Below are 21,365 nucleotides of genomic sequence, written 5' to 3'. Positions count from 1 at the left end.
GCATGCAGACGGCTCATCCGCGCGCGCAGACCTTGATCAGCCTTGACGAACCCGCCCGCCAACCAGCACCGCATCACTTTTGATCGCCGTCCGTATCAGGCAATCGCGCCCCGTAACACGGCCTTGGCGCAACGTGAGTCCATGTCCGAGGAGGGCGGTCAGCGCCCCGGCTGCGACGCCGGTGGCGCTGTCTTCCAGCGCCGGGTCGAGGTGGTTGAAGTTGCGGCCCTCGAATCCGCTGGCGCCCGTACGGCACCACACGTAGCAGCCGCTCACGCCGTGTTCCCGGCCCCAGGCGGTGATCGAGGGGAGGTCCGGCGTCAACCGGTAAAGCGCGTCCGGGTCGGCCACTTCGAGCAGCAGCTTCGGGCTGCCGACCGAGGCGATGCGCGGCGCGCTGGCCAGGCGCAGCGTTGGCGCGGCCAACAGCCGCTGCGCCAGGGCCTCGTCGACTGCCACTTGCGGCGCCGCCTGCCGCGCCAGCCCGACAAACACTTCGTCGCCGTCCCGCGTTAGTACGAGGCGCTGGCCGTGCATTGCCGTCGTCACCGTCAAGGGCGCGCTCTTGCCATGCCGATCGAACAGGACTTGCGCTGCCGCCAGCGTCGCATGCAGGCAGAGCGGGCTGCGCATGTGCGGATAGACGAAATCGAGCATGGCGGCGCTGCCCGGCGCCTCGGCCGCATCGAGAAACACGCAAGTGAGCGCACGCTCACGCGCCAGCGCCTGCCGTTCCTCAATCCCGGCCGGCCCATCCTCGACCACCAGCGCCGGATTGCCGCCACCCGCCGCGCCGCCAAAACATGTGAATTCTTGTATCCGCATGGAAATGATTGATAAGTTGATCTCGCCGGCTCTATACTGTGTTTTTATACAGTAGTTTGTGAACACACCACATTGTAACGTGCCGATGCCGCCTTCCTCCCCGCCACCGATCGAGAGACTGCCCGACTACGCCGAGTTATTCTGCCTGTCGAATTTCTCCTTCCTGGAAGGCGCCTCGCACGCCGAGGAACTGGTGGAGCGGGCGGTGCGGCTGGGTTATGCGGGGCTGGCGCTGACCGACGAGTGTTCCCTGGCCGGCGTGGTGCGGGCCCACGCCGAGGCGAAGAAGGCGGCGCTGCCCTTCATCGTCGGCGCCCATTTTCATTTAAAACAGCCCGACGGCAGCCCGGCCTTGTCGCTGATCCTGCTGGCCCAGGACCGCAACGGCTACGGCAACCTGGCCGAATTCATCACGCTCGGCCGCACCCGCAGCGAGAAGGGCACCTATTTTCTTACGCCGGAAGATATCGCCGACCCGCAGGGGGAACTGGCGCACCTGAAGGGCATGCCCGGCTGCCTGGCGATTTTGCTGCCGCATTACCCGGGCCACGAGCCGCAGGACGTCGACCGGCTGCACAAGCAGGCGGCCTGGGTGGCGGCGCAGTTCCCGGGGCGCGCCTGGCTCGGGCTGGTGCTGCTGCACCGCGCCTTCGACGATGCGCACCGGTTCAGGGTGGAGGAAATCGGCCTGCAGCACCGGCTGCCGCTCGTCGCGCTCGGCCACGTGACGATGCACGTGCGCTCGCGCAAGCCGCTGCAGGACACCTTGACCGCGACGCGCCTGAACAAGCCGGTGGCGCAGTGCGGTTACGGGCTCGCGCAGAACGCCGAGCAGCACCTGCGCGCGCGCCTGCGCCTGGCCAACATCTATTCGAGGGCGGCGTTAAGCGAGACACTGCGTATCGCCTCCCTGTGCCGCTTCTCGCTCGACGAGCTGCGCTACGAGTATCCGAACGAAGTGGTGCCGGCGGGGCAGACGGCGGCCAGTTTCCTGCGCAGCGAAACCTATATCGGCGCGCACCGGCGCTTTCGGGCAGGGATTCCGGCCAGGGTGCAGGCGCAAGTCGAGCACGAGCTCGAACTCATCGCCGAGATGGGCTACGAGCACTACTTCCTGACCGTGTACGACATCGTGCGTTTCGCGCGCTCCAACAACATCCTGTGCCAGGGACGCGGCTCGGCGGCCAATTCGGCCGTCTGCTACTGCCTCGGCATCACCGAGGTCGACCCGGCGCGCGCGAACCTGCTGTTCGAGCGCTTCATTTCGAAAGAGCGCAACGAGCCGCCCGACATCGACGTCGACTTCGAGCACCAGCGCCGTGAAGAAGTCATCCAGTACATCTACAACAAATACGGCCGCACCCGCGCGGCATTGGCGGCGGTCGTCATCAGCTACCGCCCGAAGAGCGCGCTGCGCGACAGCGGCCGCGCGCTCGGCGTCGACCTCGCCATCATCGAAAAGGTCTGTAAAGCCCACCACTGGTTCGACAGCAAGGCCGACCTGCTGAACCGCCTGAAGGAATCCGGGCTCGATCCCGAGGCGCCGCTGTCGCGCCAGTGGGCGACCCTGGCGCAGCAGTTGCTGAACTTCCCGCGCCACCTGTCGCAGCACCCGGGCGGCTTCGTCATCGCCCAGGGCAAGCTGTCGCGCCTGGTGCCGATCGAGAACGCGACCATGGTCGACCGCAGCGTCATCCAGTGGGACAAGAACGACCTCGAGGAACTGGGCCTGATGAAGGTCGACGTGCTGGCGCTGGGCATGCTGTCGATGCTGCGGCGCGCCCTGGAGTTGGTCAGCCTGCGCCACGGCTCCCTGTTCGAGATGCAGGACATCCCGCCCGACGACCCGGCCACCTACGACATGATCTGCGCGGCCGACACGGTGGGCGTGTTCCAGATCGAATCGCGCGCCCAGATGAGCATGCTGCCGCGGATGAAGCCGCGCGTGTTCTACGATCTCGTGATCGAGGTGGCGGTGGTGCGCCCCGGCCCGATCCAGGGCGGCATGGTGCATCCGTACCTGCGCCGGCGCCAGGGCCTGGAACCGGTCGTCTACCCGAGCGAGGAAATGAAGGCCGCGCTGGGGCGCACCCTTGGCGTGCCGATCTTCCAGGAGCAGGTGATGCAGGTGGCGATCCTCGGCGCCGGTTTTTCGCCGGGCGAGGCCGACCAGCTGCGGCGCGCGATGGCGGCCTGGAAGAGAAAGGGAGGACTGGAACACTATTACGACCGCATCGTGCGCGGCATGCTGGAGCGCGGCTACCAGCTCGAATTCGCGGAAGCCATCTTCAGCCAGATCCAGGGTTTCGGCGAATATGGTTTTCCGGAGTCGCACGCGGCCAGCTTCGCCTTGCTGGCCTACGCCAGTTCCTGGCTCAAGTGCCACGAGCCGGCCGCCTTCCTGTGCGCGCTGCTCAACAGCCAGCCGATGGGCTTCTACAGCCCCTCGCAGCTGGTGCAGGACGCGCAGCGCCACGGCATTGAGGTGCGCCCGGTCGACATTGCGATCAGCGGCTGGGAATCGACGCTGGAAGAACTCGACGACCCCACGCGCCAGCCGGCGGTGCGGCTGGGCTTGTCCCTGCAGCGCGGCATGAGCCGGGAAGCGGCCGCGCGCATCGAGGACGCGCGCGCGATCCGTCCTTTCGAGAGCGTGGTCGACCTGGCCAGGAGGGCAGGGCTCGATCGCGGCGACCTGCAGGTGCTGGCCGGCGCCAACGCCTTGCGCTCGCTGGCCGGCCACCGCCGCGAAGCCCTGTGGCAGGCGGTGGGCGCCGTGCCCGACAAGGATTTGCTGCGCCCGACCTCCCTGGTGGAAGAGATGCCGGCGTTGGCCGCGCCCTCCGAAGGCGACGAGATCGTCGGCGACTACCGCGCCCAGGGCCTGACGCTGGGGCGCCACCCGGTCGCGCTCTTGCGCAAGGCTTTGCTGGCCCAGCGCTTCATGCCGGCCTCGATGCTGAACGAATTCCAGGACGGGCAGCTGGCGCGCGGCTGCGGCATCGTCACCGTGCGCCAGCGTCCCGGCACGGCGAAAGGCGTGCTGTTCATGACGCTGGAAGACGAGACCGGCAACGTCAACGTGATCGTCTGGCCGGACCTGGTCGACAAGCAGCGCAGGGAGGTGCTGGGCGCGCACCTGCTGGGCGTGTACGGCATCTGGCAGAGCCAGGGCCAGGTGCGCCACCTGGTGGCCAAGCGGCTGGTGGACATGTCGCACCTGCTGGGCAAGCTGACGACCAGCAGCCGCGACTTCTGCTGAGCTGGCCTGACCGATTAGCGCGCCGCCGCGCGCAGGCGCGTAGTGCGCTCTTCGGTCAGCGGGTGACTCCGCAGGAAGCTGGCGGCCTCGTCCCACAGCCATGGACGCGCCGCTTTCTCGTCTTCTTCTGGCGCGCCGCCGGATTCGACCTGATCGAGCAGGTCCGCCAGCGGCAGCGTCGAGATGCCGTTTTTCTGCAGCAGCGCAATGGCGTAGCTATCCGCGTCGGTTTCCATTTCGCGCGAATAGCGCATGCCGGCAAACGCGGCCGGCACGGCGGCGACACCGCTGAAGTCGCCGAACAGCGCGGCCGCCAGCGCCGCCGACAGCGAGGAGCTTGCCAGGATGCGGGTGCCGTGGCGCAGGCGCACGTGCCCGATCTCGTGCGCCAGCACGCCCGCCAGCTGCGCCTGCTGGACTTCGCCGAAGTCGCCCGCCCGGCCCGCAATCAGGCGCACCATCAGGTCCGACACGACGATGGTCCCGCCGGGCAGGGCGATGGCGTTCGCACCCAGGGAATCGGCTTTGCGCACCAGCAGCCGCACCCGGACGTCCGGCGGTGCGACCCGTGCCAGGGCTTTGTCGACCTCGGCCAGCCATTCGTCGCTCAGGCGGCTTTCCTCGAGCGTGCCGCCGGCATGCAGGGCCTTGAGCGCGCTTTCGCCCAGCGATGCGTCGACCGATGCCGGCAGCGCGGCGGCAATGCGCGTGGCCGCCGCCGGCACGCCCCATACAGCGGTGACGACGATCAGCGCGATCAGTAACACGAGCGCCACCAGCGCCGCCCAGGTATGGCGGGTCAGGCGCACGATGCGGGTAGCGCGGTAGCCGAGCGCCTCGCGCAGTGCCTGGCCGGCGCCGGCGCCCGGCACTTCGCAACGGGCGCCGTCGGCGAAATACAGCACCGTCGGCGCATGCGCGAAAGGCTCCGCGATGCGGGTCGCCTGTGCTTCGTAGGTCTTGTCGATCTCGCCGCGCAGGGTGAGCACACCCCCGGCGGCGGCCAGTTCGACGGCGTGGGCGCGCGCATGGCGGCCATCATAGTAGTGTGCGCTGATCATGGGGGTCACCAGGACAGGTCGACGCCGAGGAAATCGGCCGTGCCGTCGCCCGCCGCTCCACCGGCCGGCTTGACGGCGGCCAGCACGTGGTCGAAGCCTCCATCGGCCTCGACTTCGAGCATCAGATGCGCGAGGCGAAAACGGTAGGCACTTACCACCGCAAACGGGCGGTACAGGCCGAGGGTAAACAGGGTCAGCAGGAGGTTCTTCACTTGCAGGCGCGCGAGGGCGCGCGCCGACAGCGTCGACACGAAACGTACGGCCGGAAAGCGCGTGCCCGGCAGGCACAGGTTGAGGACGCGCACCTGCTGGTAGGGGCCGAGCAGCAGGTAGGCCATCAGCGCTGCGGCACACCCGATCGCCGTTCCCAGCAGGGCGTCGACGGCCTCGGCCGGCAACATGATTTTCAGCGGTACCGCGGCCATCCCGAGAGCGAATACGACCAGGATGAAGGTCGTCGCCAGCAGCAGGCCGCTGGCATATATCCTGAAAAACTCGTAGATCGACAGGTCGGTCGACGAATGCCGGTCGCCATAGGCCACGTGGCCATACTGGTAGCGCTTCATCCAGCCGTACATGGCAGGCCAGCCGAGATAGAGCGCGACGGGCAAGGCCGACCAGGGACTCTCGCCGATCACCGCCACCATGACGCCCGGCAGCAGGAAGATCGCGATCGGCGCCAGGTAGCTGCCGTAGGCGCGCGGCACCGAGCCGGTGAAATGGAAGCGCAGCCCCCGATACGAGGTGTTCCCGAGCCGGAAACGCAGCGCCCCGCGCATCATGTAAGGGAGCGCCAGCAACAGCACGCCGACCACGGCCAGCCCGAAGGCGAGCGAGAAACCGAAGGCGTACTGGTAAGCAGCCAGCAGCAGCACGGCCAACACGCGGCCGCGCAGGATCGCTGCCGGCGCGCCGTGGAAATCGAAGACGGCGCCGGCGAGCATGGTATTGCGGTCGAAGTATTGCAGGCGCCGCACCTTGGCCCAGGCCGAATAGATGCCGAGCGTCGCCAGGCTCAGCAGCAGATTGATGACCCAGATACGGAAGTATTCGCGTCCGCTACCGGTGAACTGGAAGGAATAGGTGCGCGGCATGGGCGGCACCAGGGCATCCTCGCCGGGGAGAGCAAGCGCAACAGGAAGGTCGGCAGGAAGCATGGAGTAAGCGAAAAACTTAACTCCAGGAAATGTCGCTGTTTGCTGGCCTGTTTGTCAACCCTTATATTGAACAGGTAGCCCAGCCGCCATAGGTGAGGCAGGGATCAGTGCAGCACGGCGCGCACGGCGGCGATCAGGTCTTGCGGCTCGAAGGGGACGGGAATGTAGCGGTCGGCGCCGCTGGCGAGGCCCTCGCGCGCGTCCTGTTCGGAAATGAATGCGGCCGAGGTGTGGATCACGTTCATGCGGCTGGTGGCCGGATCGGCCTTGATGCGGCGGCAGACTTCGCGGCCGTCGATGTCCGGGAGGCGCACGTCGAGCAGCACCAGGCTGGGGTGCAGGCGCGCGGCCATTTCCAACGCGTCGCTGCCGTTGCTTGCTTCCTCGACGAGAAAGCCCGCATTCTGCAACAGGCGCGTCTTCACATAGCGCGCCTGGTCGTAGTCGTCCACGTTCAGAATCAGGATTTTGGAAGTCATGAAAGCCTTTGAGAAGGTCGGCATGATAACAGTTGCCGGTCGAGCCTGTTGCACATTACAGGAGCGCTGAGCACAAGGGGCGGTGCGGGGACGAAATAATGTCCAGACCGTTGTAAATACGCTCATGCATGGTGGGTAGGCGCCGTGCGCCGTCCATGCAGGCCTATACTCGAATCTCACCGTTCCCTGGGAGATTGCCATGAAAGCGATTCATCCTGTCCGCGCGGCATTGGCTGCCACCGTCCTGGCCGCGCTCGCGTTTGCCCCCGCCGGCGTATGGGCCCAGTCCGGCATGAAAAAGGCCGACGGCGTGCTGGTCGACTCCGGCGGCATGACGGTCTATACCTTCGACAAGGACACCGCCGGTTCGGGCAAGAGCATGTGCAAGGGCGAGTGCGCCACCAACTGGCCGCCGGTGCCCGTCACGACCGAGCGCGTCGCCGCGCCTTACTCGACCATCACGCGGGACGACGGCACCAGGCAACTGGCCTACAAGGGCAAGCCGCTGTACCGGTTCGTCAAGGACAGCAAGCCCGGCGAGCGCAAGGGCGACAAGGTGAAGGACGCCTGGCACGTCGTGACCGACTGAGCCGGGGCCGGCCGGACATCACTGGCCGGCCTGCATTCGGCTAGCGTCCCGCGCGATACGCCGCCGTCAGGCGCAAGCCGAGCGTGCGCATGATCTCGTGCGGATTGACGGGCTTGACCAGGTGGACATCGAAACCGGCCTCGCTGGTCGCCATGCGGTCCTGTTGCTGGCCCCAGCCGGTCACGGCGATCAGGATCGCTTCCTTGCCCCATGCCTGGGCGCGTACCCAGCGCGCGACCTCCAGCCCGTTCGCGTGGGGCATGCCGATGTCGAGGATCAGTGCGTGCGGCTGCCACTCCTCGGCGCGCGCCATCGCTTCGCGTCCGTCGTGCGCCACCACGACCGAATAGCCTTCGATCCGTAGCACCTCGGCGAGCAGGTCGACCGCGTCGGCATTGTCGTCCGCGACCAGCAACCGGATTTCCGCGCTGCTCGCAGCCTGGGCGCTCGCCTGCGCCGGCTCTTCGACGCCCTCGGCCAGCGGCAGGGCGACGCGCAGCGTGGTCCCGTGGCCGGTGCCGTCGCTGAAGGCGCGCACCGTGCCGCCGTGCAGGCCGACCAGTTTGCGCACCAGCGCAAGACCGATTCCCAGCCCGGCCGAGCCGCCGCTGACCTTCGATTCCGCCTGGGAGAACATCTCGAATACCCGCTCGAGCTGGGCGGGATCGATGCCGACGCCGTTGTCGCTCACCGTCACCACGACTTGCCCGGCTTCGAGCGCCGCGCCGACCGTGACGGTCCCGCCGGCCGGGGTGAACTTGGCCGCATTGTTGAGCAGGTTGCTCATCACCTGGGTCAGCCTGACTTCGTCGCCCAGCACCAGCGCCGGAACCGGCGCCAGCTCGAAGGCCACCTTGTGGTCGAGCGATTCGAACTGCGCGCGCGCGCTCTCCCAGGCCAGTTCGATCACGCGCCGCATGTCGACCGGCTTGAGCGCCAGGTCGATCCGGTTGAGCGTAATGCGGCTCAGGTCGAGCAGGTCGTCGAGCAGCCTGCCCATGTGGCCGGTCTGGCGCGCGATGACCTCGCGCGCCTTGTCGATCGCCGCCGGCGAGCCGACGTGGCGCAGCATCTCGACGGAATAGCCGATGGCCGCCATGGGGTTGCGCAGCTCGTGCGCGAGGATGGACAGGAACTCGCTTTTCTGCCGGTTCAGCTCCTCGAGCTCGCGCTGGATTTGCTTGAGCGCGCTCACGTCCATGAGCGCCGCCACCGCCCCGCGCACCTCGCCCTGGCGGTCGAGCAGCGGCGCGGCGTTGACCAGCAGGGTCAGCGCGCGGCCGTCGCGGAAGCGCACTTCGAGTTCCTCGTCCCGCACCGGCGCGCCCAGGCGTGCCGCGACCCGCATCGGCCAGTCGGCGGACAGCATCGGCTCGCCGGAGCGGAAATAGCGGTAGGGCTCGTGCTCCCCGGTGCCGCACGTGCCGATATCGGCGCCCGCTTCGGCGCCGAGCAGCGCGGCCAGGTAGGGCGTGGTGGTGACGTGGCGCGCCTGCGCATCGCGGCTGATGGCGATACCGACCGGCAGCACGTCGAGGATGGTCTGCAGTTCTTCCTGCTGCTTGCGCTGCGTTTCCTTGGCGGCGACGTCGGCCGAGACGTCGCGCGCCGTGCCGATGACGAGCCTGGCCGCGCCGGGATCGTTGCGGATCACCTTGGCGCTGACGGCCAGCGAGCGCACCCGGCCATCCGGCGCGTCGGCGCGGAACTCGATGGCGAACGCGCCGTCCGTCGCGAGCGCGTCGTCCAGGGCGGCCCGCAGCGCGGCCCGGTCGCCCGCCTGCACCTGGTCCAGCATCGCATCGAGACTGTCGTGGGTGAACGCGCGCGCTTGCCCGAACATCGGGCCGATGTCGTCCGAATACGCTAACTGCCGGCTTTCGGGGTCGTATTGCCAGGTGCCCATCCCGGCCGACTGCAGGGCGATTTCGAGGCGCGCCTTGGCCATGGATTCGCGCGCCAGGGATTCCTGCAGCCGGGCGCGGTTGGTGGCCCGCTCGAAACAGCCGAGCACCGCGTAGGGCACGCGCGGATAATGCTTGGGCGTCTTCGTGATGTAGTCGTCCAGTCCCTCCTTCATGGCGTCGACGGCGACTTCCTCGTTGCCGCTGCCGGTGAACATGATTACCGGCACCTGCGGATAGCGCAGCTTGATCGCCCGCAGCACCTCGGTGCCGAGGGTCCAGCGCAGCCGGTAATCGGTGACCGCGACATCGAACCGGCCTTCGTCGAGCGCCGCCTGCAGGCCCGCCGCGTCGCTGACGTGGCGCACGGCGACGGCCTCGATGCGCAGTTTCAGTTCGCGCTCGACCAGGGCGCGGTCGTCGGGATTGTCGTCGACGAGGATGATGTTGATGGGGTCACGCATTCGGCAGGTCGATCCAGAAGCTTGATCCGACGCCGGCCACCGACTTCACCCCGACCGTGCCGTGCATGCGCTCGATGCCTTTTCTGACGATCGCCAGCCCGATCCCGGTGCCCGGGTAGGCTTCCTCGCCGTGCAGGCGCTCGAACACGTCGAAGACGCGCTCCTGCGCCTCCTCGGCCATGCCGATGCCGTTGTCCTGGACTTCGATGCGGACCTGGTTGCCGTGCGGGCGCGCCACGATGAGGACGGCCGCGTGGGTCTCGGGACGCACGAACTTGACCGCATTGCCGATCAGGTTGGCCAGGGCCTGCACCAGGATCGGCCGGAAGGCGCACACCTGCAGTTCTTCCGGCACGTCGACCTGGATGTCGGCGGCGCGATAGGCCGGGTCGTGCTGCAGGGTCGCCTGCGCGTCCTGCACCGCGCAGGCCAGCGGCAGCTTGTCGAGCGCGATCTCGGCGCGCGACAGGCGCGCGAACTCGAGCAGGTCCGACACCATCAGGTCGATGCGCCCGGCGATCGCGTTGATGCGGGCGACGTAATTGTCGATCTTGCTCGGGTCCCCGGCCTGCAGGTCCTGCTGCAGCGCGGCCGCGTAGCCCTGGATCGTGCGCAGCGGTTCGCGCAAGTCGTGCGATACCGAAAAGCCGAAGGTCTCGAGCGCCTCGTTGGCCTCTTCCAGCTGCCGGGTCCGTTCCACGATGCGCTGCTCGAGTTCGGCGTTGAGGCGGTGGATCTCGGCGCCGGCGCGGCGCAGCGAGGTGGCGTCCTCGACGATGCCGTCGACCGCGTCGCGGCCGTTGACGGTCACCCGCACCAGCTTGACGATGAAGTAGCGGCCGCTGTCGTCGGTGGCGGCGATGTCGGCCTGCAGCTCCGCGGCGTCGCTGGCCTGCTGCAGGTCCGGCAACTTGCGCACGACCTGGTCGAGCAAGGGGTGGCGCAGGACCGAGGGCGCGGTCGGGTCGCCGCCGAGCATGGTCCAGAACGCGCGGTTGCCTTCTTCGATCTCCCCTTCGAGCGACATGCGGAACACGCCGAGCTGGATATGCTCGAGCAGGGCCGCCAGGCGCGTTTCGGAGCGGGTCGCCCGGGCGCGGATTTCGGAGCGGTCCAGGCAGGTGCGCACCGCCACCGGCAGGCGCGCATAGTGGCGCGGGCTCTTGATGACGTAATCGTCGAGCCCGAGCTTCATCGCTTCGACGGCGATTTCCTGGGTGCCCGTGGCCGTGAACATGATGACCGGCATCTGGGGATCATAGGCTTTGATCTGCTTGAGGATGTCCAGGCCCGTGATCCAGCGCATCTGGAAATCGGTGATGACGACATCCACCCGCAGGCCGTCCTGCATTTCGCGCTCGAAAGCGGCGCGGTCGCCGACTTCCCGGATGGCGCATTCGGGGAGGTGGCGTTCCAGTTCGCGCCGCGCCAGCGCGCGGTCGTCCGGGTTGTCGTCAAGCAGCAGTATGGTCAGCATGAATCGTGTTCGTCTTGTTGCGTCAGGCTTCACGGCCGCGCCGCCGTGTGGGTTCCTGTTAAGTTATGTTGCAGCCAATACGGGCCAAGTACCCCCAGCAGCTCCACCAGGCCATTGAAGGCCACCGGCTTTTGCAGATAGGAGTTAGCGCCCAGCGCATAGGCCTGATGGATGTCTTCGTGTTCGCTCGACGAGGTCAGCACCACCACCGGCGTGGTCGCCAGTTCGCCCTGCGCGCGGATCCAGCGCAAGACTTCCAGGCCCGAGCGTTTCGGCAGTTTCAGGTCGAGCAGGATCAGCGACAGGTGCGCAGGGCGCCCGCCGGCGCCGAGGTAGCCGACCGCTTCGTCGCCGTCGCTCGCCACCTGGAGCGCGACCGGCAGCTCCGCTTTTTTCAGCGCGCGCCGCGCCAGCAGCACGTCGTCGGGGTTGTCTTCGACCAGCAGGATGACCGGCAGGCCGGTCTGTTCGCCGGCCTCCATCAGCTTGTCCATTGTTTTTCCTTCAGCCAATTATTGCTGCGGGCAGGGTCACCTCGAACACTGTCCCGCCTTGCTGCCTGCCGAGAATGCGCACTGCGCCGCCCATGCGCTCGAGTCCTTTGCGCACGATCGCCAGGCCGATTCCGGTGCCGGGGTATGTTTCGTGGCCGTGCAGCCGTTCGAACACGCCGAACACATGCTCGTGGTGTTCGGGCGCGATACCGATGCCATTATCCTCTATCAACAGGTTTACCGTGGTTCCGTCCGTCGAAGCGTGGATCGCGACCTCGGGGACGACCCCTGGCGCGACGAACTTGAGGGCGTTCGACACCAGGTTGTCGAGCACCTGGACCAGGACGCCCTGGTTGGCCCGCACCGCCGGCAGGCCGGGCGCGATCGCGATGCGCGCGCCGCTTTCCCGGACCTGGGTTTCCAGGTCGCGCAGCACGGTCCGCAGGACGGTGTCGGTATCGACCGCGTCGAGCTGCAGCTCGGCGCGCGCCAGGCGGCTATAGGCCAGCAGGTCGGTAATGAGGCGGTCCATGCGCGTCACGGCCGCCACGATGCGCGCGGCGAACAGCTTGCCGTCCTCGGACAGGCGCGGCGCCTCGTCTTCGAGCAGGGCGGTGGCGAAACCCTCGACATTGCGCAGCGGCGCGCGCAGGTCGTGCGCGACGGTATGGGCAAACGCGCGCAGTTCGGCATTGGCTTCGGCAATCCGGGCAGTCCGTTCTTCGATGCGCTGTTCGAGCGATTCGTTGGCGGCGATCAGCTCGCGCTGCGCGGCCTTGATCTGGGTGACTTCGAGCAGGGCCAGCACGATGCCCCTGACTTCGTTCTCGTCGATCACCGGATAGAAACTGCCCAGCCAGTCGCGCCGTTCGGCGCCGGCCGCGGCATGGAATTCGATGCCGCCCAGCTGGTGCCGCGCGCGCAGCACCTGGGCCAGGTGACGGCCGACCTGCTCGCCCAGCGGCGCAGGCAGGACCTCGGCCGGCGAGGCGCCGATGCAGTCCGCCTTGGGCCGGCCCGCCGCGTCGACCAGCGCGTCGTTCAGTTCGGCCAGGCGCAGGTCGGCGCCGACATAGCCCAGGCCAACCGGCACGGCGCGGTAGATGGTCTCGATCTGGGCCCGCTCGGCCAGCAGGCGGGCGGCGCCGCGCGAGGAGATCACCCACAGCAGGACGATCAGGAAGACCGACAGCGCCGCCGCGATGCCGACCGCCGTCAGCAGCTCCTGGCGCGCCGTTTGCGAGCGCTCCTGGCGCTGCGCGAGCAGGCGCTGTTCCTCGGCGCGGACCAGGTTGGCCTGCGCCTGGATGGCCTGCTTGAGCAGGTGCCCGGATTCGAGCGTGGCGACGCTCGGGGCGATGCCGCGCCGCCGTTGCGCCATGACTTCCTCGAGCATGGACAGGCGCTCGGCGATGCGCGCTTCGAGCGGCGCGAGCGACTGTTGCTGGCGCGGGTTATCGGCGGTCAGCCCGCGCAAGGTCCTGATCTCGGCCGGGATGGCGTCGCGCGCCCGGAGGTAGCTGCCGGCGAACAGTTCGTTCCCGGTCAGCAGGAAGCCGCGCTGGGCCGCCTCGGCATCGCTGACGTGCGTCAGCGTCGTTTGCAGCTGTTCCAGTACCTCGCGGGTATGGACCACCCATTCCCAGGATGCGTCCTGGTCCTTGATGCTGCGGTGGAGGATCAGCAAGGCCGCGCTCAGGACGACCAGGCTGACGAGCGTGGCGATCGTGACGGGTAGCTGGACTTTGCGTGTTTTCATCGGCTAGGGTGGCTGCCGCCCGGAACACCAGCGCGCCGGCCGCGGGTTCAGGATACCCGAGATAGCAGCCTCGGCGCGCCACGGTTGGGTGGAGCGGGCGGCGAACCGCTCCCGACTCCACGCGTACCGGACCCCGCCAACACCGTCCTCCCGATCACCACCTCCGATACAGGCCCACCGAAACGCCGCGTTCGCGCGCGTCCTTGGCCCCGCGCGCCACGCTGGCGCCGGCCCTGGTGCCCCAGTCGCGCGACCAGTAGCGGACCCAGGTCAGGCTGCCGCCGCCGGACCGGGCGCGCGCGCCGGAGAGCGACAGCGGGTCGTCGCTGCGGCCGCTGTTGACGCTTGCCTCGACATAGCTGTCGGCGTCTCCCGCGTAGTAGTAACGGGCCAGCAGGCGCTGGCCCTTGCTGTGCGAGCCTTCCAGGGCGATGTGCTGGTGGCGCAGTTGCAGGTACCAGTTGCCCGTGTATTTACCGAGCGCCACGCCATGGATGTTCACGCGCGAATCGAAGCCGAGCACGTCTTCGCTGAGCGAGGCTTCCCAGCCGCCGCCCAGCGACTGGTAGAGCTCGACGCGGCCAGCGTTGGCCGGGAACAGGCGGGCCGCTGGCGCACGCTGGTAGCGCAGGTTGGCGTAGGCGCCGCTCCAGAGGCCGACATAGGCGTCGAGCGCCCAGGCATGTGCGGTCTGGCCGAAGCGCTGGGCGCGCAGGGTCTCGAAGCCGATCGAGCCCTGCTGCAGGTAGCGGCGTACGCTGGCGGTCTGGTCGTTCCAGCGAGCGCCGCTACCGGCATCAAGCCAGCCGCCGGACAGGCCGGCGGCCCAGGTGTAGCCGTCGGCCGGCGCTGCTTCCGGGTTGGCGGCGCGCGCCGGCAGCGGCTGCAAGTCCAGTTCGGCGGCGTCGATCCCGGCGCCATCGGCGCCCGCGGCGCGGGCCTGGGCCAGGTCGGCGCGCGCCTGCGCGTTGCGTCCGAGCGCCCGGTTGGCGCGGGCGCGGGCGATCCAGCCTGCCGGGTCGCCCGGCCGCAGCGCGAGCAGGCGGTCGTAGGCCTGGAGCGCCGCTTCCGGCCGGCCGTTCCACTGATGCAGGTTGCCGAGCGCGAGCCAGACGTCGGCATAACCGGGCGCGGTCTGTGCAGCCGCTTCCAGGTCGGCCCGGGCCTCGGCCCAGCGTTCCAGGCGCGTGTAGGCGATCCCGCGGCCCAGCAGCACGTCGGCATTGCCGGGCGCCTGCGCCAGCAGGGTGCCGTAGGCCGCCACCGCCAGGCCCGGCTGGCCACCGTTGGCGAGCGCGCGCGCCTTGTCGTACTGTTCCTCGAAGGAGGCGGGGCGGGCGGGTTGCACCTGGGCGGGGGGAGGCGAGGGGAGTTGGTAGTCGACAGGCATGGAAAGGAAGCAGAAACGCGCATTACCGTCTGGTAATGCAGAGGCGCAACTTTGCCCTAGCGAAAAGGGGGCGTCAAGACGCGCATGTGCCGGGTGTCGCGTGCAGGCTTCAAGTGTGGTCACGCCGGCATGATATTGGTGTGCGGAGGTCCAGACCGCGTGGGCACTCGTGCCCGCGCGGTATCAGCCGATGATGATCGGCGCAGTAAGGCAATCCAAAAAAAAAGGCGCTGTTCGCGTTAAGTGTGGAAATGCCGCGCGTCGCACACTGGGCGTCGCGTGCTCAGCCTCCCACCCCAAGCGCCGCGCGCAGCAAGGCTTCGGGCGTGGCAATCCGCTGGCCGTCGAGCGCCCAGCGCCAGCCCAGGTAGTTGTCCAGGTAGCGGCTGGCAACGCCCCGAAACGGCAGCAGCCAGCCGCGCAGCCGGCTGTGGTAGGCATTCACGTTTTGCACGTGGATCGCGCCGCGCATTCTGATCCCCGCCTGCAGGTTGACCGCCTCATGCGAGATGCCGACTTGGCGGGCAAACGCCCCGTAGGCGGCGTGGGCGTCGGTGACGAGCAGCACGTCGCGCTCCAGCCGCGGCAGCAGGTGTTGCTGCAATTGCGCGCGCGTCACCGGTCCCTTGCCGGGCACCCAATCGAGCGTCTGGCCGGTGCGGTCGCGGGCAACCAGAATGCACACCTGTTCGCTCGAGATGCCGCGTTTTGTCGCTTTCCCGCCGCGCTTGCGTGGCGCACGCGCCAGCGTGCGCGATCCCTTGTGCGATTCGAGCAGATACATCTCGTCGGCTTCGGCAATGCCGGACAGGCGTGCTGCCCGGTCGTGCTTGCTCGTACTCAGGAAGCGGTGGCGCCAGCGAAAACTGGTGGCACCGGCCACGCCGAGATCAACGGCGCTGCGGCGCACGCTGCGCGAATCGAGCATGGTTTGTAAGTAATCGAGCCAGCGCTCCTTGTGGCGCAGGCGTGCGAGCGCCGTGCCGCTCAGGGCATTGCAGGTGCGTCCGCATTCCTTGCAGCGATAGCGCTGCAGGCCATTGGCCCGTCCGTGGCTGTACAGCTGCTGGGACCCGCACGCCGGGCAAGCCAGCCTGGCCGCGCTGGCCTGTTCGACCAGGTCGGCCACCTTGTCCAGCTTGGCTGCTGGCAGCAGCAAGCCGAGCAATTGTTCGCGCTGGCGCCGCGTCAACGAGGCAATACGGGTGAGCAATTTCTTGAACGGACGTGCTTGCATGGCGCCTCCGGCATGGTTGGGTCCAGGTTGGACCTCAGCCGTATCCGAAGATTCCACACTTAACGCGAACAGCGCCAAAAAAAAACCGCCCGGCGATGCGGGCGGCTCTGGTACGGCGGCGATTCAGGCGATCAGAAGGTTTCCCACTCATCCGCCTCGAGGCGAGGCGCCTTGCGCACCGGCGCTGCCGGTTTGGCGGCGCGCGGTGCCGGGGCCGGGGCGGGGCGGGCCAGCGCGCGCTGCGGTGCAGGCGCTGCCAGCGCCGGACCGGCCAGCTTGAACACGCCGACCACCTGGGCCAGTTTCGCGGCCTGGTCCTGCATCGACGCGGCGGCGGCCGCCGATTCCTCGACCAGCGCGGCGTTTTGCTGGGTGACCTGGTCCATCTGGCCGATGGCCTGGTTCACCTGTTCGATGCCGCCGGTCTGTTCGGCGCTGGCATGGGTGATCTCGGCCATGATGTCGGTGACGCGGCGGATCGATTCGACCACCTGCTCCATGGTGGCGCCGGCCTGGTCGACCAGCTTGGCGCCGGCGTCGACCTTGTCGACCGAGTCGCCGATCAGGCCCTTGATTTCCTTGGCCGCCGCCGCCGAGCGCTGGGCCAGGGTACGCACTTCCGAGGCCACGACCGCGAAGCCGCGGCCCTGTTCGCCGGCGCGTGCCGCTTCCACGGCCGCGTTCAGGGCCAGGATGTTGGTCTGGAAGGCGATGCCGTCGATGACGCCGATGATGTCGACGATCTTGCGCGACGATTCGTTGATCGAGCCCATGGTCGTGATGACCTGGCCGACGACGGCGCCGCCTTGCTCGGCCACTTCGGATGCCGTAATGGATAACTGGTTCGCCTGGCGCGCGTTGTCCGCGTTCTGGCGCACGGTCGTGGTCAGCTCTTCCATCGAGGCGGCGGTTTCTTCCAGCGCGCTGGCCTGCTGCTCGGTGCGGCTCGAGAGATCGAGGTTGCCGGCCGAGATTTCGGCCGAGCCGGTGGCGATGGTGTCGGTGCCGTTGCGCACCTGGCTCACGATGGCGACCAGGCTGTCGTTCATGTGGCGCAGGGCGCGCAGCAGGGCGCCGGTTTCGTCCTTCGCGCTGGCGTCGATGGTGCGGGTCAGGTCGCCGCCGGCCACGGTTTCCGCCAGTTCCAGAGCAGAGCGGATCGGACGGGTGATGCCGGTGGTGAGCAGCCACGACAGGATCGCGCCGAGCAGGACCGCGGCGGCCGTCAGCGCGGCGATGATGGTGGTGCTGCGCACGGCCGTGGCGTCGATGGCCTTGGCGGTGTCGTCGATGCTGCTGCGCTGCATGACCACGAGTTCCTGCAGCAGTTGCTGGTACAGGTTGGAAGCCGGGGTGAAGCCCTGGTCGAGCAGGCGCGCCGCTTCTTCCTCATTGCCCTCGGCCTTGGCCTTGACGGCGCCGTCGCGCGAGGCGCTGTAGACCTTGCGCTGGTCGAGGATCTTCGCGAACAGGGCTTTTTCCTCGTCGCCCGAGATCAGCGGCTCGATCTGCTTCAACAGCTCGGCGGCCTTCTTGACCGAAGCGGCTGCGTCTTCCTTGAAATACGGGCCCAGCGCCGGGTCGGTGCTCTTGACGATGGCGGCGGTGCGGCGGATCGAGGCGTAGTTCAGGCTGTACCAGTCGGTGATCAGGCGCTCTTTCGTCAGCGGCGCGGCCATCATGGTGCGGGTCGATTCGGCTACTTGATTGAGGCGCCAGATACCGGCGCAAGCGATCAGCACGGTCATGGCCAGGATCAGGGCGAAGCCGAGACCGAGGCGCTTGCCGATCTTGATGTTGGAGATAAAACCCATTACAGCATTTCCTTCGTGTGTGGTTGGGAGGCAGGCGCCCTCAAGGGCAAAAGCAGGGAGGGGCAGGGCGTCGCGCGTCCGTTATTGGAGGGTTGGCAGGACGGGATTTTAAGTCGGCAACAACTGTTACTGCTAGTAAAAAATTGGTTTGAGGAAATTTTTACGACACTTTTCAATAGCAGGCTTTCTACGTTGATTGTTAAATATTGCTTTACGGCAATGGCTTTGTTAGGCTTGCGGCCCTCGCGAATCTGCACTAGATTCTGTATCACCCGCGCAACGCTGCGCTTTTGGAAAAGCCCATGAAACCATCTCTCCGTCTCTTGCAATCCCTCCTGCTGGCCGGTGTCGTCACGACCGCCGCCGCCCACGCCGCAGGCCTGCCGCCTGAATTCTCGGCCCAGCTCGACAAGGATTACCCGACCATCGAAGCCCTGTACCAGGACCTGCACCGGAATCCGGAACTGGCCTTCAACGAACACCAGACCGCCAAGAAACTGGCGGAGCGCGTGAAAGCGCTCGGCTTCGAGGTGACCACCGGCGTGGGCGGCACCGGCATCGTCGCGATCCTGAAGAACGGCCCCGGCCCGATCGCCATGCTGCGCACCGAACTCGACGCGCTGCCGGTGCTGGAAAAGACCGGCCTGCCGTTCGCCAGCACCGCCACCGCCAAGAACGCCGCCGGCGAAACCGTGCCGGTGATGCATGCCTGCGGCCACGACGTCCACATGTCGGCCTGGTACGCCACGGCCAAGCTGATGGCGGAAAACCGCAAGGCCTGGAGCGGCACCCTGATGCTGGTCGGCCAGCCGGCGGAAGAGCCGCTGAAGGGCTCGGCCGCAATGATCAAGGACGGCCTGCTCAAGCGCTTCCCGAAGCCTGACTACGCGATCTCGATGCACGACGAAGGCACGCTGCCGGCAGGCCAGGTCGGCTATCGCGCCGGTCACTTCCGCGCCTCGGCCGATACGGTCACCATCACCATCCACGGCCAAGGCGGCCACGGCGCCACCCCGCAGGAAACCCGCGATCCGGTCGTCATGTCGGCGCGCGTCGTGATGGCGCTGCAAACCCTGGTGTCGCGCGAGAATAATCCGGCCGATCCGGTCGTGATCACCGTCGGCAGCATCCAGGGCGGCACCCAGGCCAACATCGTCCCGGACCAGGTCAAGCTGCTGCTGACCGTGCGTACCTACAAGCCGGAAGTGCGCAAGCGCGTCCTGGCCAGCATCGTGCGTGAAGTCAAGGGCGTGACGATGGGCGCCGGCGCACCGAAGGAGCCGGTGGTCGACATCGTGCCGGGCGCCGACTCGGTCTACAACGATCCGGAATTCATGGCGCGTGCGGTACCAGCGGTGCAGGCTGCACTCGGCGCGGAGAACGTGGTCGAGATGCCTGCCAAGATGACCTCGGAAGACTTCGCCAACTTCGGCCAGGCCGGCATCAAGTCGATCCTGCTGCACGTGGGCGCGGTCGAGCCGAAGAAGCTGGCGGCGGCGCGCGCGGCCGGCAAGTACCCGCCGGGCACCCACTCGCCGCAGTGGGCACCGGAGTTCAAGCCGACCGTGCGCTCGTTCATCGTGGCCGAAACGGCGATCCTGCTGGATCTGTTGAAGCCAGGCGCGAAGTAAGCCGCAAGGCCCTTCGCGGGCAGAACCGCACCAGAAAACCGCCCCGCTCACGCCAGGCGGTTTTTTTATCGGCACGACGCGCCGGCGCCTGCATCGATGGCGCCCGCGCCGCGGGATTCGGCATATAGTCGGCTGGCGTCCGGTATCGGCACAGGGTTTCCTTTTATCTGTTACAGAAGGGGGGAAGTATGTTGCTCAATACAAACGGTAGTTCGACCTCGGCCTGGATGGCCACCGCGTCCGTTCCAGCCTATCCGCCGCTGCAGGGCGATGTGCGCGCCGAGGTGTGCGTCATCGGCGCCGGCATCGCCGGCCTCACCTGCGCCTACCTGCTGGCGCGCGAGGGCAGGGAGGTGCTGCTGATCGACGCGCTCGGGGTCGGGGCCGGCGAAACCGGCCGCACCACGGCCCATTTCTTTCCGCCGGACGAGTGGTATGCCGGACTGGAACAGTCGTTCGGCGCCAACACGGCCCGGCTGGTCGCGGACAGCTATGCCGCCGCCACCGGCCTGGTCGAATCGATCGTTGCCCGTGAACACATCGATTGCGCGTTCGAGCGCCTCGACGGCTACCTGTATGCGCTGCCCGGCAACGGCTTCAAGGACTTCGAGAAGGAACGCGACGCGGCCTTGCGCGCCGGGGTCCAGGCCGAGCTGCTGCCGCGCGTGCCCGGCCTGAGCTTCGATACCGGATTCTGCGTGCGCTATCCGGGCCAGGCCCAGTTCCATCCGCTGAAGTACCTGGCCGGTCTGGCCGAGGCCTTCGTGCGCATGGGCGGCAAGATCCACGGCGGCACGGCCGCCCATGAGATCGAGGACTGGCGCAGCGTGCAGCTGGTCAAGGCCGAGGGCGCCACCATCCGCGTCGAATCGGTCGTGGTGGCGACCAACACGCCTTTCAACCACCGCGTCGTGATGCACACCAAGCAGGCCGGCTACCGTACCTATGTCATCGCCCTGAAGGTGCCGCAGGGGACGGTTCCGCGCATCCTGCTGTGGGACACGGGCGACCCCTACTATTATGTGCGCCTTGCCAGCCCTGAACCGGGCGCCGGATACGAGCTGCTGGTCGTGGGCGGAGCCGACCACAAGGTGGGGCAGGACAGCCACCCCGAACACCGCTACGACGAGATCGAGCGCTGGGTGCGCGAGCACTTTCCGATGGCCCAGGACGTCGCCTTCCGCTGGTCGGGCGAGGTGATGGAACCGAACGACCGCATGGCCTATCTCGGGCGCGATCCCGTGGGCGGCAAGCACCGCTACCTGATCACGGGGGACTCCGGCAACGGCATGACGCACTGCACGGCGGGCGCGATGCTGGTGGCGGACCTGATCGCCGGGCGCGCCAATCCCTGGCAGGCGATCTATGACCCGGCGCGCAAGGGCTTGCACGGGATCGGCGATTTCGTCGCGGAGCAGGCCAACATCGCGGCCCAGTACGGCGACTGGCTGAGCGCCGGCGAGGTCGACTCGGCCGCCGCGATCGCGCGCGGCGAAGGCGCCATCGTGCGCGACGGGATGCACAAGCTGGCGGTCTACCGCGACGACACCGGCGACCTGCACGCCTTGTCGGCCACCTGCACTCACCTGGGATGCGTGGTGCACTGGAACTCGGCGGAGCGTTCCTGGGATTGCCCCTGTCACGGCTCGCGCTTCGACCTCGAGGGGCGCGTATTGCATGGGCCGGCAGCGAAGGCGCTGGAAAGGGTGGAGCTGTATCCGGCGGCGGCGCCGGGGCGGACACCGGCAGGGGAGCAGCGTACGCCGCCGCCGCGGGCCTGAGGCGGGGCCGTTCGCGAGGAGAGAAAACGGTGGAGTCGGGA

At 67.8% G+C, this 21,365-nt stretch carries 15 protein-coding genes; 4 read left to right on the top strand and 11 right to left on the bottom strand.

What is annotated here, in order from left to right; translation table 11 throughout:
* Positions 1 to 36 precede the first annotated feature (36 nt).
* On the bottom strand, positions 37 to 891 hold the full coding sequence (locus ACFPAH_RS04395) for a PhzF family phenazine biosynthesis protein (RefSeq protein WP_379741221.1): 855 nt from the start codon (positions 889 to 891) through the stop codon (positions 37 to 39).
* 19 nt (positions 892 to 910) lie between these two features.
* Here ACFPAH_RS04395 and ACFPAH_RS04390 point away from each other — a divergent pair, with 19 nt between their 5' ends.
* Positions 911 to 4,087: an error-prone DNA polymerase gene (locus tag ACFPAH_RS04390; protein ID WP_379741219.1), complete on the top strand. Its 3,177-nt coding sequence runs from the start codon at positions 911 to 913 to the stop codon at positions 4,085 to 4,087.
* 14 nt (positions 4,088 to 4,101) lie between these two features.
* On the opposite strand, the gene ACFPAH_RS04385 is transcribed toward ACFPAH_RS04390, so the two are convergent.
* From ACFPAH_RS04385 to ACFPAH_RS04375, 3 genes are all read right to left on the bottom strand, one after another.
* Positions 4,102 to 5,148, bottom strand: coding sequence for a M48 family metallopeptidase (locus ACFPAH_RS04385; RefSeq protein WP_379741216.1), 1,047 nt, complete (start codon positions 5,146 to 5,148; stop codon positions 4,102 to 4,104).
* 5 nt (positions 5,149 to 5,153) lie between these two features.
* Positions 5,154 to 6,305, bottom strand: coding sequence for a YjgN family protein (locus ACFPAH_RS04380; protein ID WP_379741213.1), 1,152 nt, complete (start codon positions 6,303 to 6,305; stop codon positions 5,154 to 5,156).
* Positions 6,306 to 6,409: 104 nt separating this feature from the next.
* Positions 6,410 to 6,784, bottom strand: a complete 375-nt coding sequence (locus tag ACFPAH_RS04375) for a response regulator transcription factor (RefSeq protein WP_379741210.1) — start codon at positions 6,782 to 6,784, stop codon at positions 6,410 to 6,412.
* 199 nt (positions 6,785 to 6,983) lie between these two features.
* Here ACFPAH_RS04375 and ACFPAH_RS04370 point away from each other — a divergent pair, with 199 nt between their 5' ends.
* On the top strand, positions 6,984 to 7,373 hold the full coding sequence (locus ACFPAH_RS04370) for a hypothetical protein (RefSeq protein WP_379741207.1): 390 nt from the start codon (positions 6,984 to 6,986) through the stop codon (positions 7,371 to 7,373).
* 40 nt (positions 7,374 to 7,413) lie between these two features.
* On the opposite strand, the gene ACFPAH_RS04365 is transcribed toward ACFPAH_RS04370, so the two are convergent.
* From ACFPAH_RS04365 to ACFPAH_RS04335, 7 genes are all read right to left on the bottom strand, one after another.
* Positions 7,414 to 9,741, bottom strand: a complete 2,328-nt coding sequence (locus tag ACFPAH_RS04365) for a response regulator (protein ID WP_379741204.1) — start codon at positions 9,739 to 9,741, stop codon at positions 7,414 to 7,416.
* Entirely contained in the window at positions 9,734 to 11,218 is a 1,485-nt protein-coding gene (locus ACFPAH_RS04360) for a sensor histidine kinase (RefSeq protein ID WP_379741201.1), read from the bottom strand. Before ACFPAH_RS04360 ends, ACFPAH_RS04365 begins: the two co-directional genes overlap by 8 nt.
* 29 nt (positions 11,219 to 11,247) lie before the next feature.
* On the bottom strand, positions 11,248 to 11,712 hold the full coding sequence (locus tag ACFPAH_RS04355; protein ID WP_379741198.1) for a response regulator: 465 nt from the start codon (positions 11,710 to 11,712) through the stop codon (positions 11,248 to 11,250).
* A 10-nt stretch (positions 11,713 to 11,722) separates the two neighbouring features.
* Positions 11,723 to 13,471, bottom strand: coding sequence for a sensor histidine kinase (locus ACFPAH_RS04350; RefSeq protein WP_379741195.1), 1,749 nt, complete (start codon positions 13,469 to 13,471; stop codon positions 11,723 to 11,725).
* A 154-nt stretch (positions 13,472 to 13,625) separates the two neighbouring features.
* Positions 13,626 to 14,861 carry a YaiO family outer membrane beta-barrel protein gene (locus ACFPAH_RS04345; protein ID WP_379741192.1) on the bottom strand — a complete coding sequence of 412 codons (1,236 nt, stop codon included), beginning with the start codon at positions 14,859 to 14,861 and terminating at the stop codon, positions 13,626 to 13,628.
* 283 nt (positions 14,862 to 15,144) lie between these two features.
* Entirely contained in the window at positions 15,145 to 16,098 is a 954-nt protein-coding gene (locus tag ACFPAH_RS04340; protein ID WP_379741189.1) for an IS1595 family transposase, read from the bottom strand.
* A gap of 131 nt (positions 16,099 to 16,229) precedes the next feature.
* The gene (locus ACFPAH_RS04335) at positions 16,230 to 17,912 is read right to left on the bottom strand and encodes a methyl-accepting chemotaxis protein (protein WP_379741186.1); all 1,683 of its coding nucleotides are present in this window, start codon (positions 17,910 to 17,912) and stop codon (positions 16,230 to 16,232) included.
* A gap of 302 nt (positions 17,913 to 18,214) precedes the next feature.
* Here ACFPAH_RS04335 and ACFPAH_RS04330 point away from each other — a divergent pair, with 302 nt between their 5' ends.
* Positions 18,215 to 19,543 carry an amidohydrolase gene (locus ACFPAH_RS04330; protein ID WP_379741183.1) on the top strand — a complete coding sequence of 443 codons (1,329 nt, stop codon included), beginning with the start codon at positions 18,215 to 18,217 and terminating at the stop codon, positions 19,541 to 19,543.
* Between the two features lie 188 nt (positions 19,544 to 19,731).
* Entirely contained in the window at positions 19,732 to 21,324 is a 1,593-nt protein-coding gene (locus tag ACFPAH_RS04325; protein ID WP_379741180.1) for an FAD-dependent oxidoreductase, read from the top strand.
* The last annotated feature ends 41 nt before the right edge of the window (positions 21,325 to 21,365 follow it).

This window comes from Massilia sp. GCM10023247, assembly GCF_042653325.1.
In the GTDB taxonomy this organism is placed as follows: Bacteria; Pseudomonadota; Gammaproteobacteria; order Burkholderiales; family Burkholderiaceae_D; genus Telluria.
Note: the sequence above shows the minus strand (reverse complement) of the source record. Positions and strands in the feature narration are given on the sequence as shown.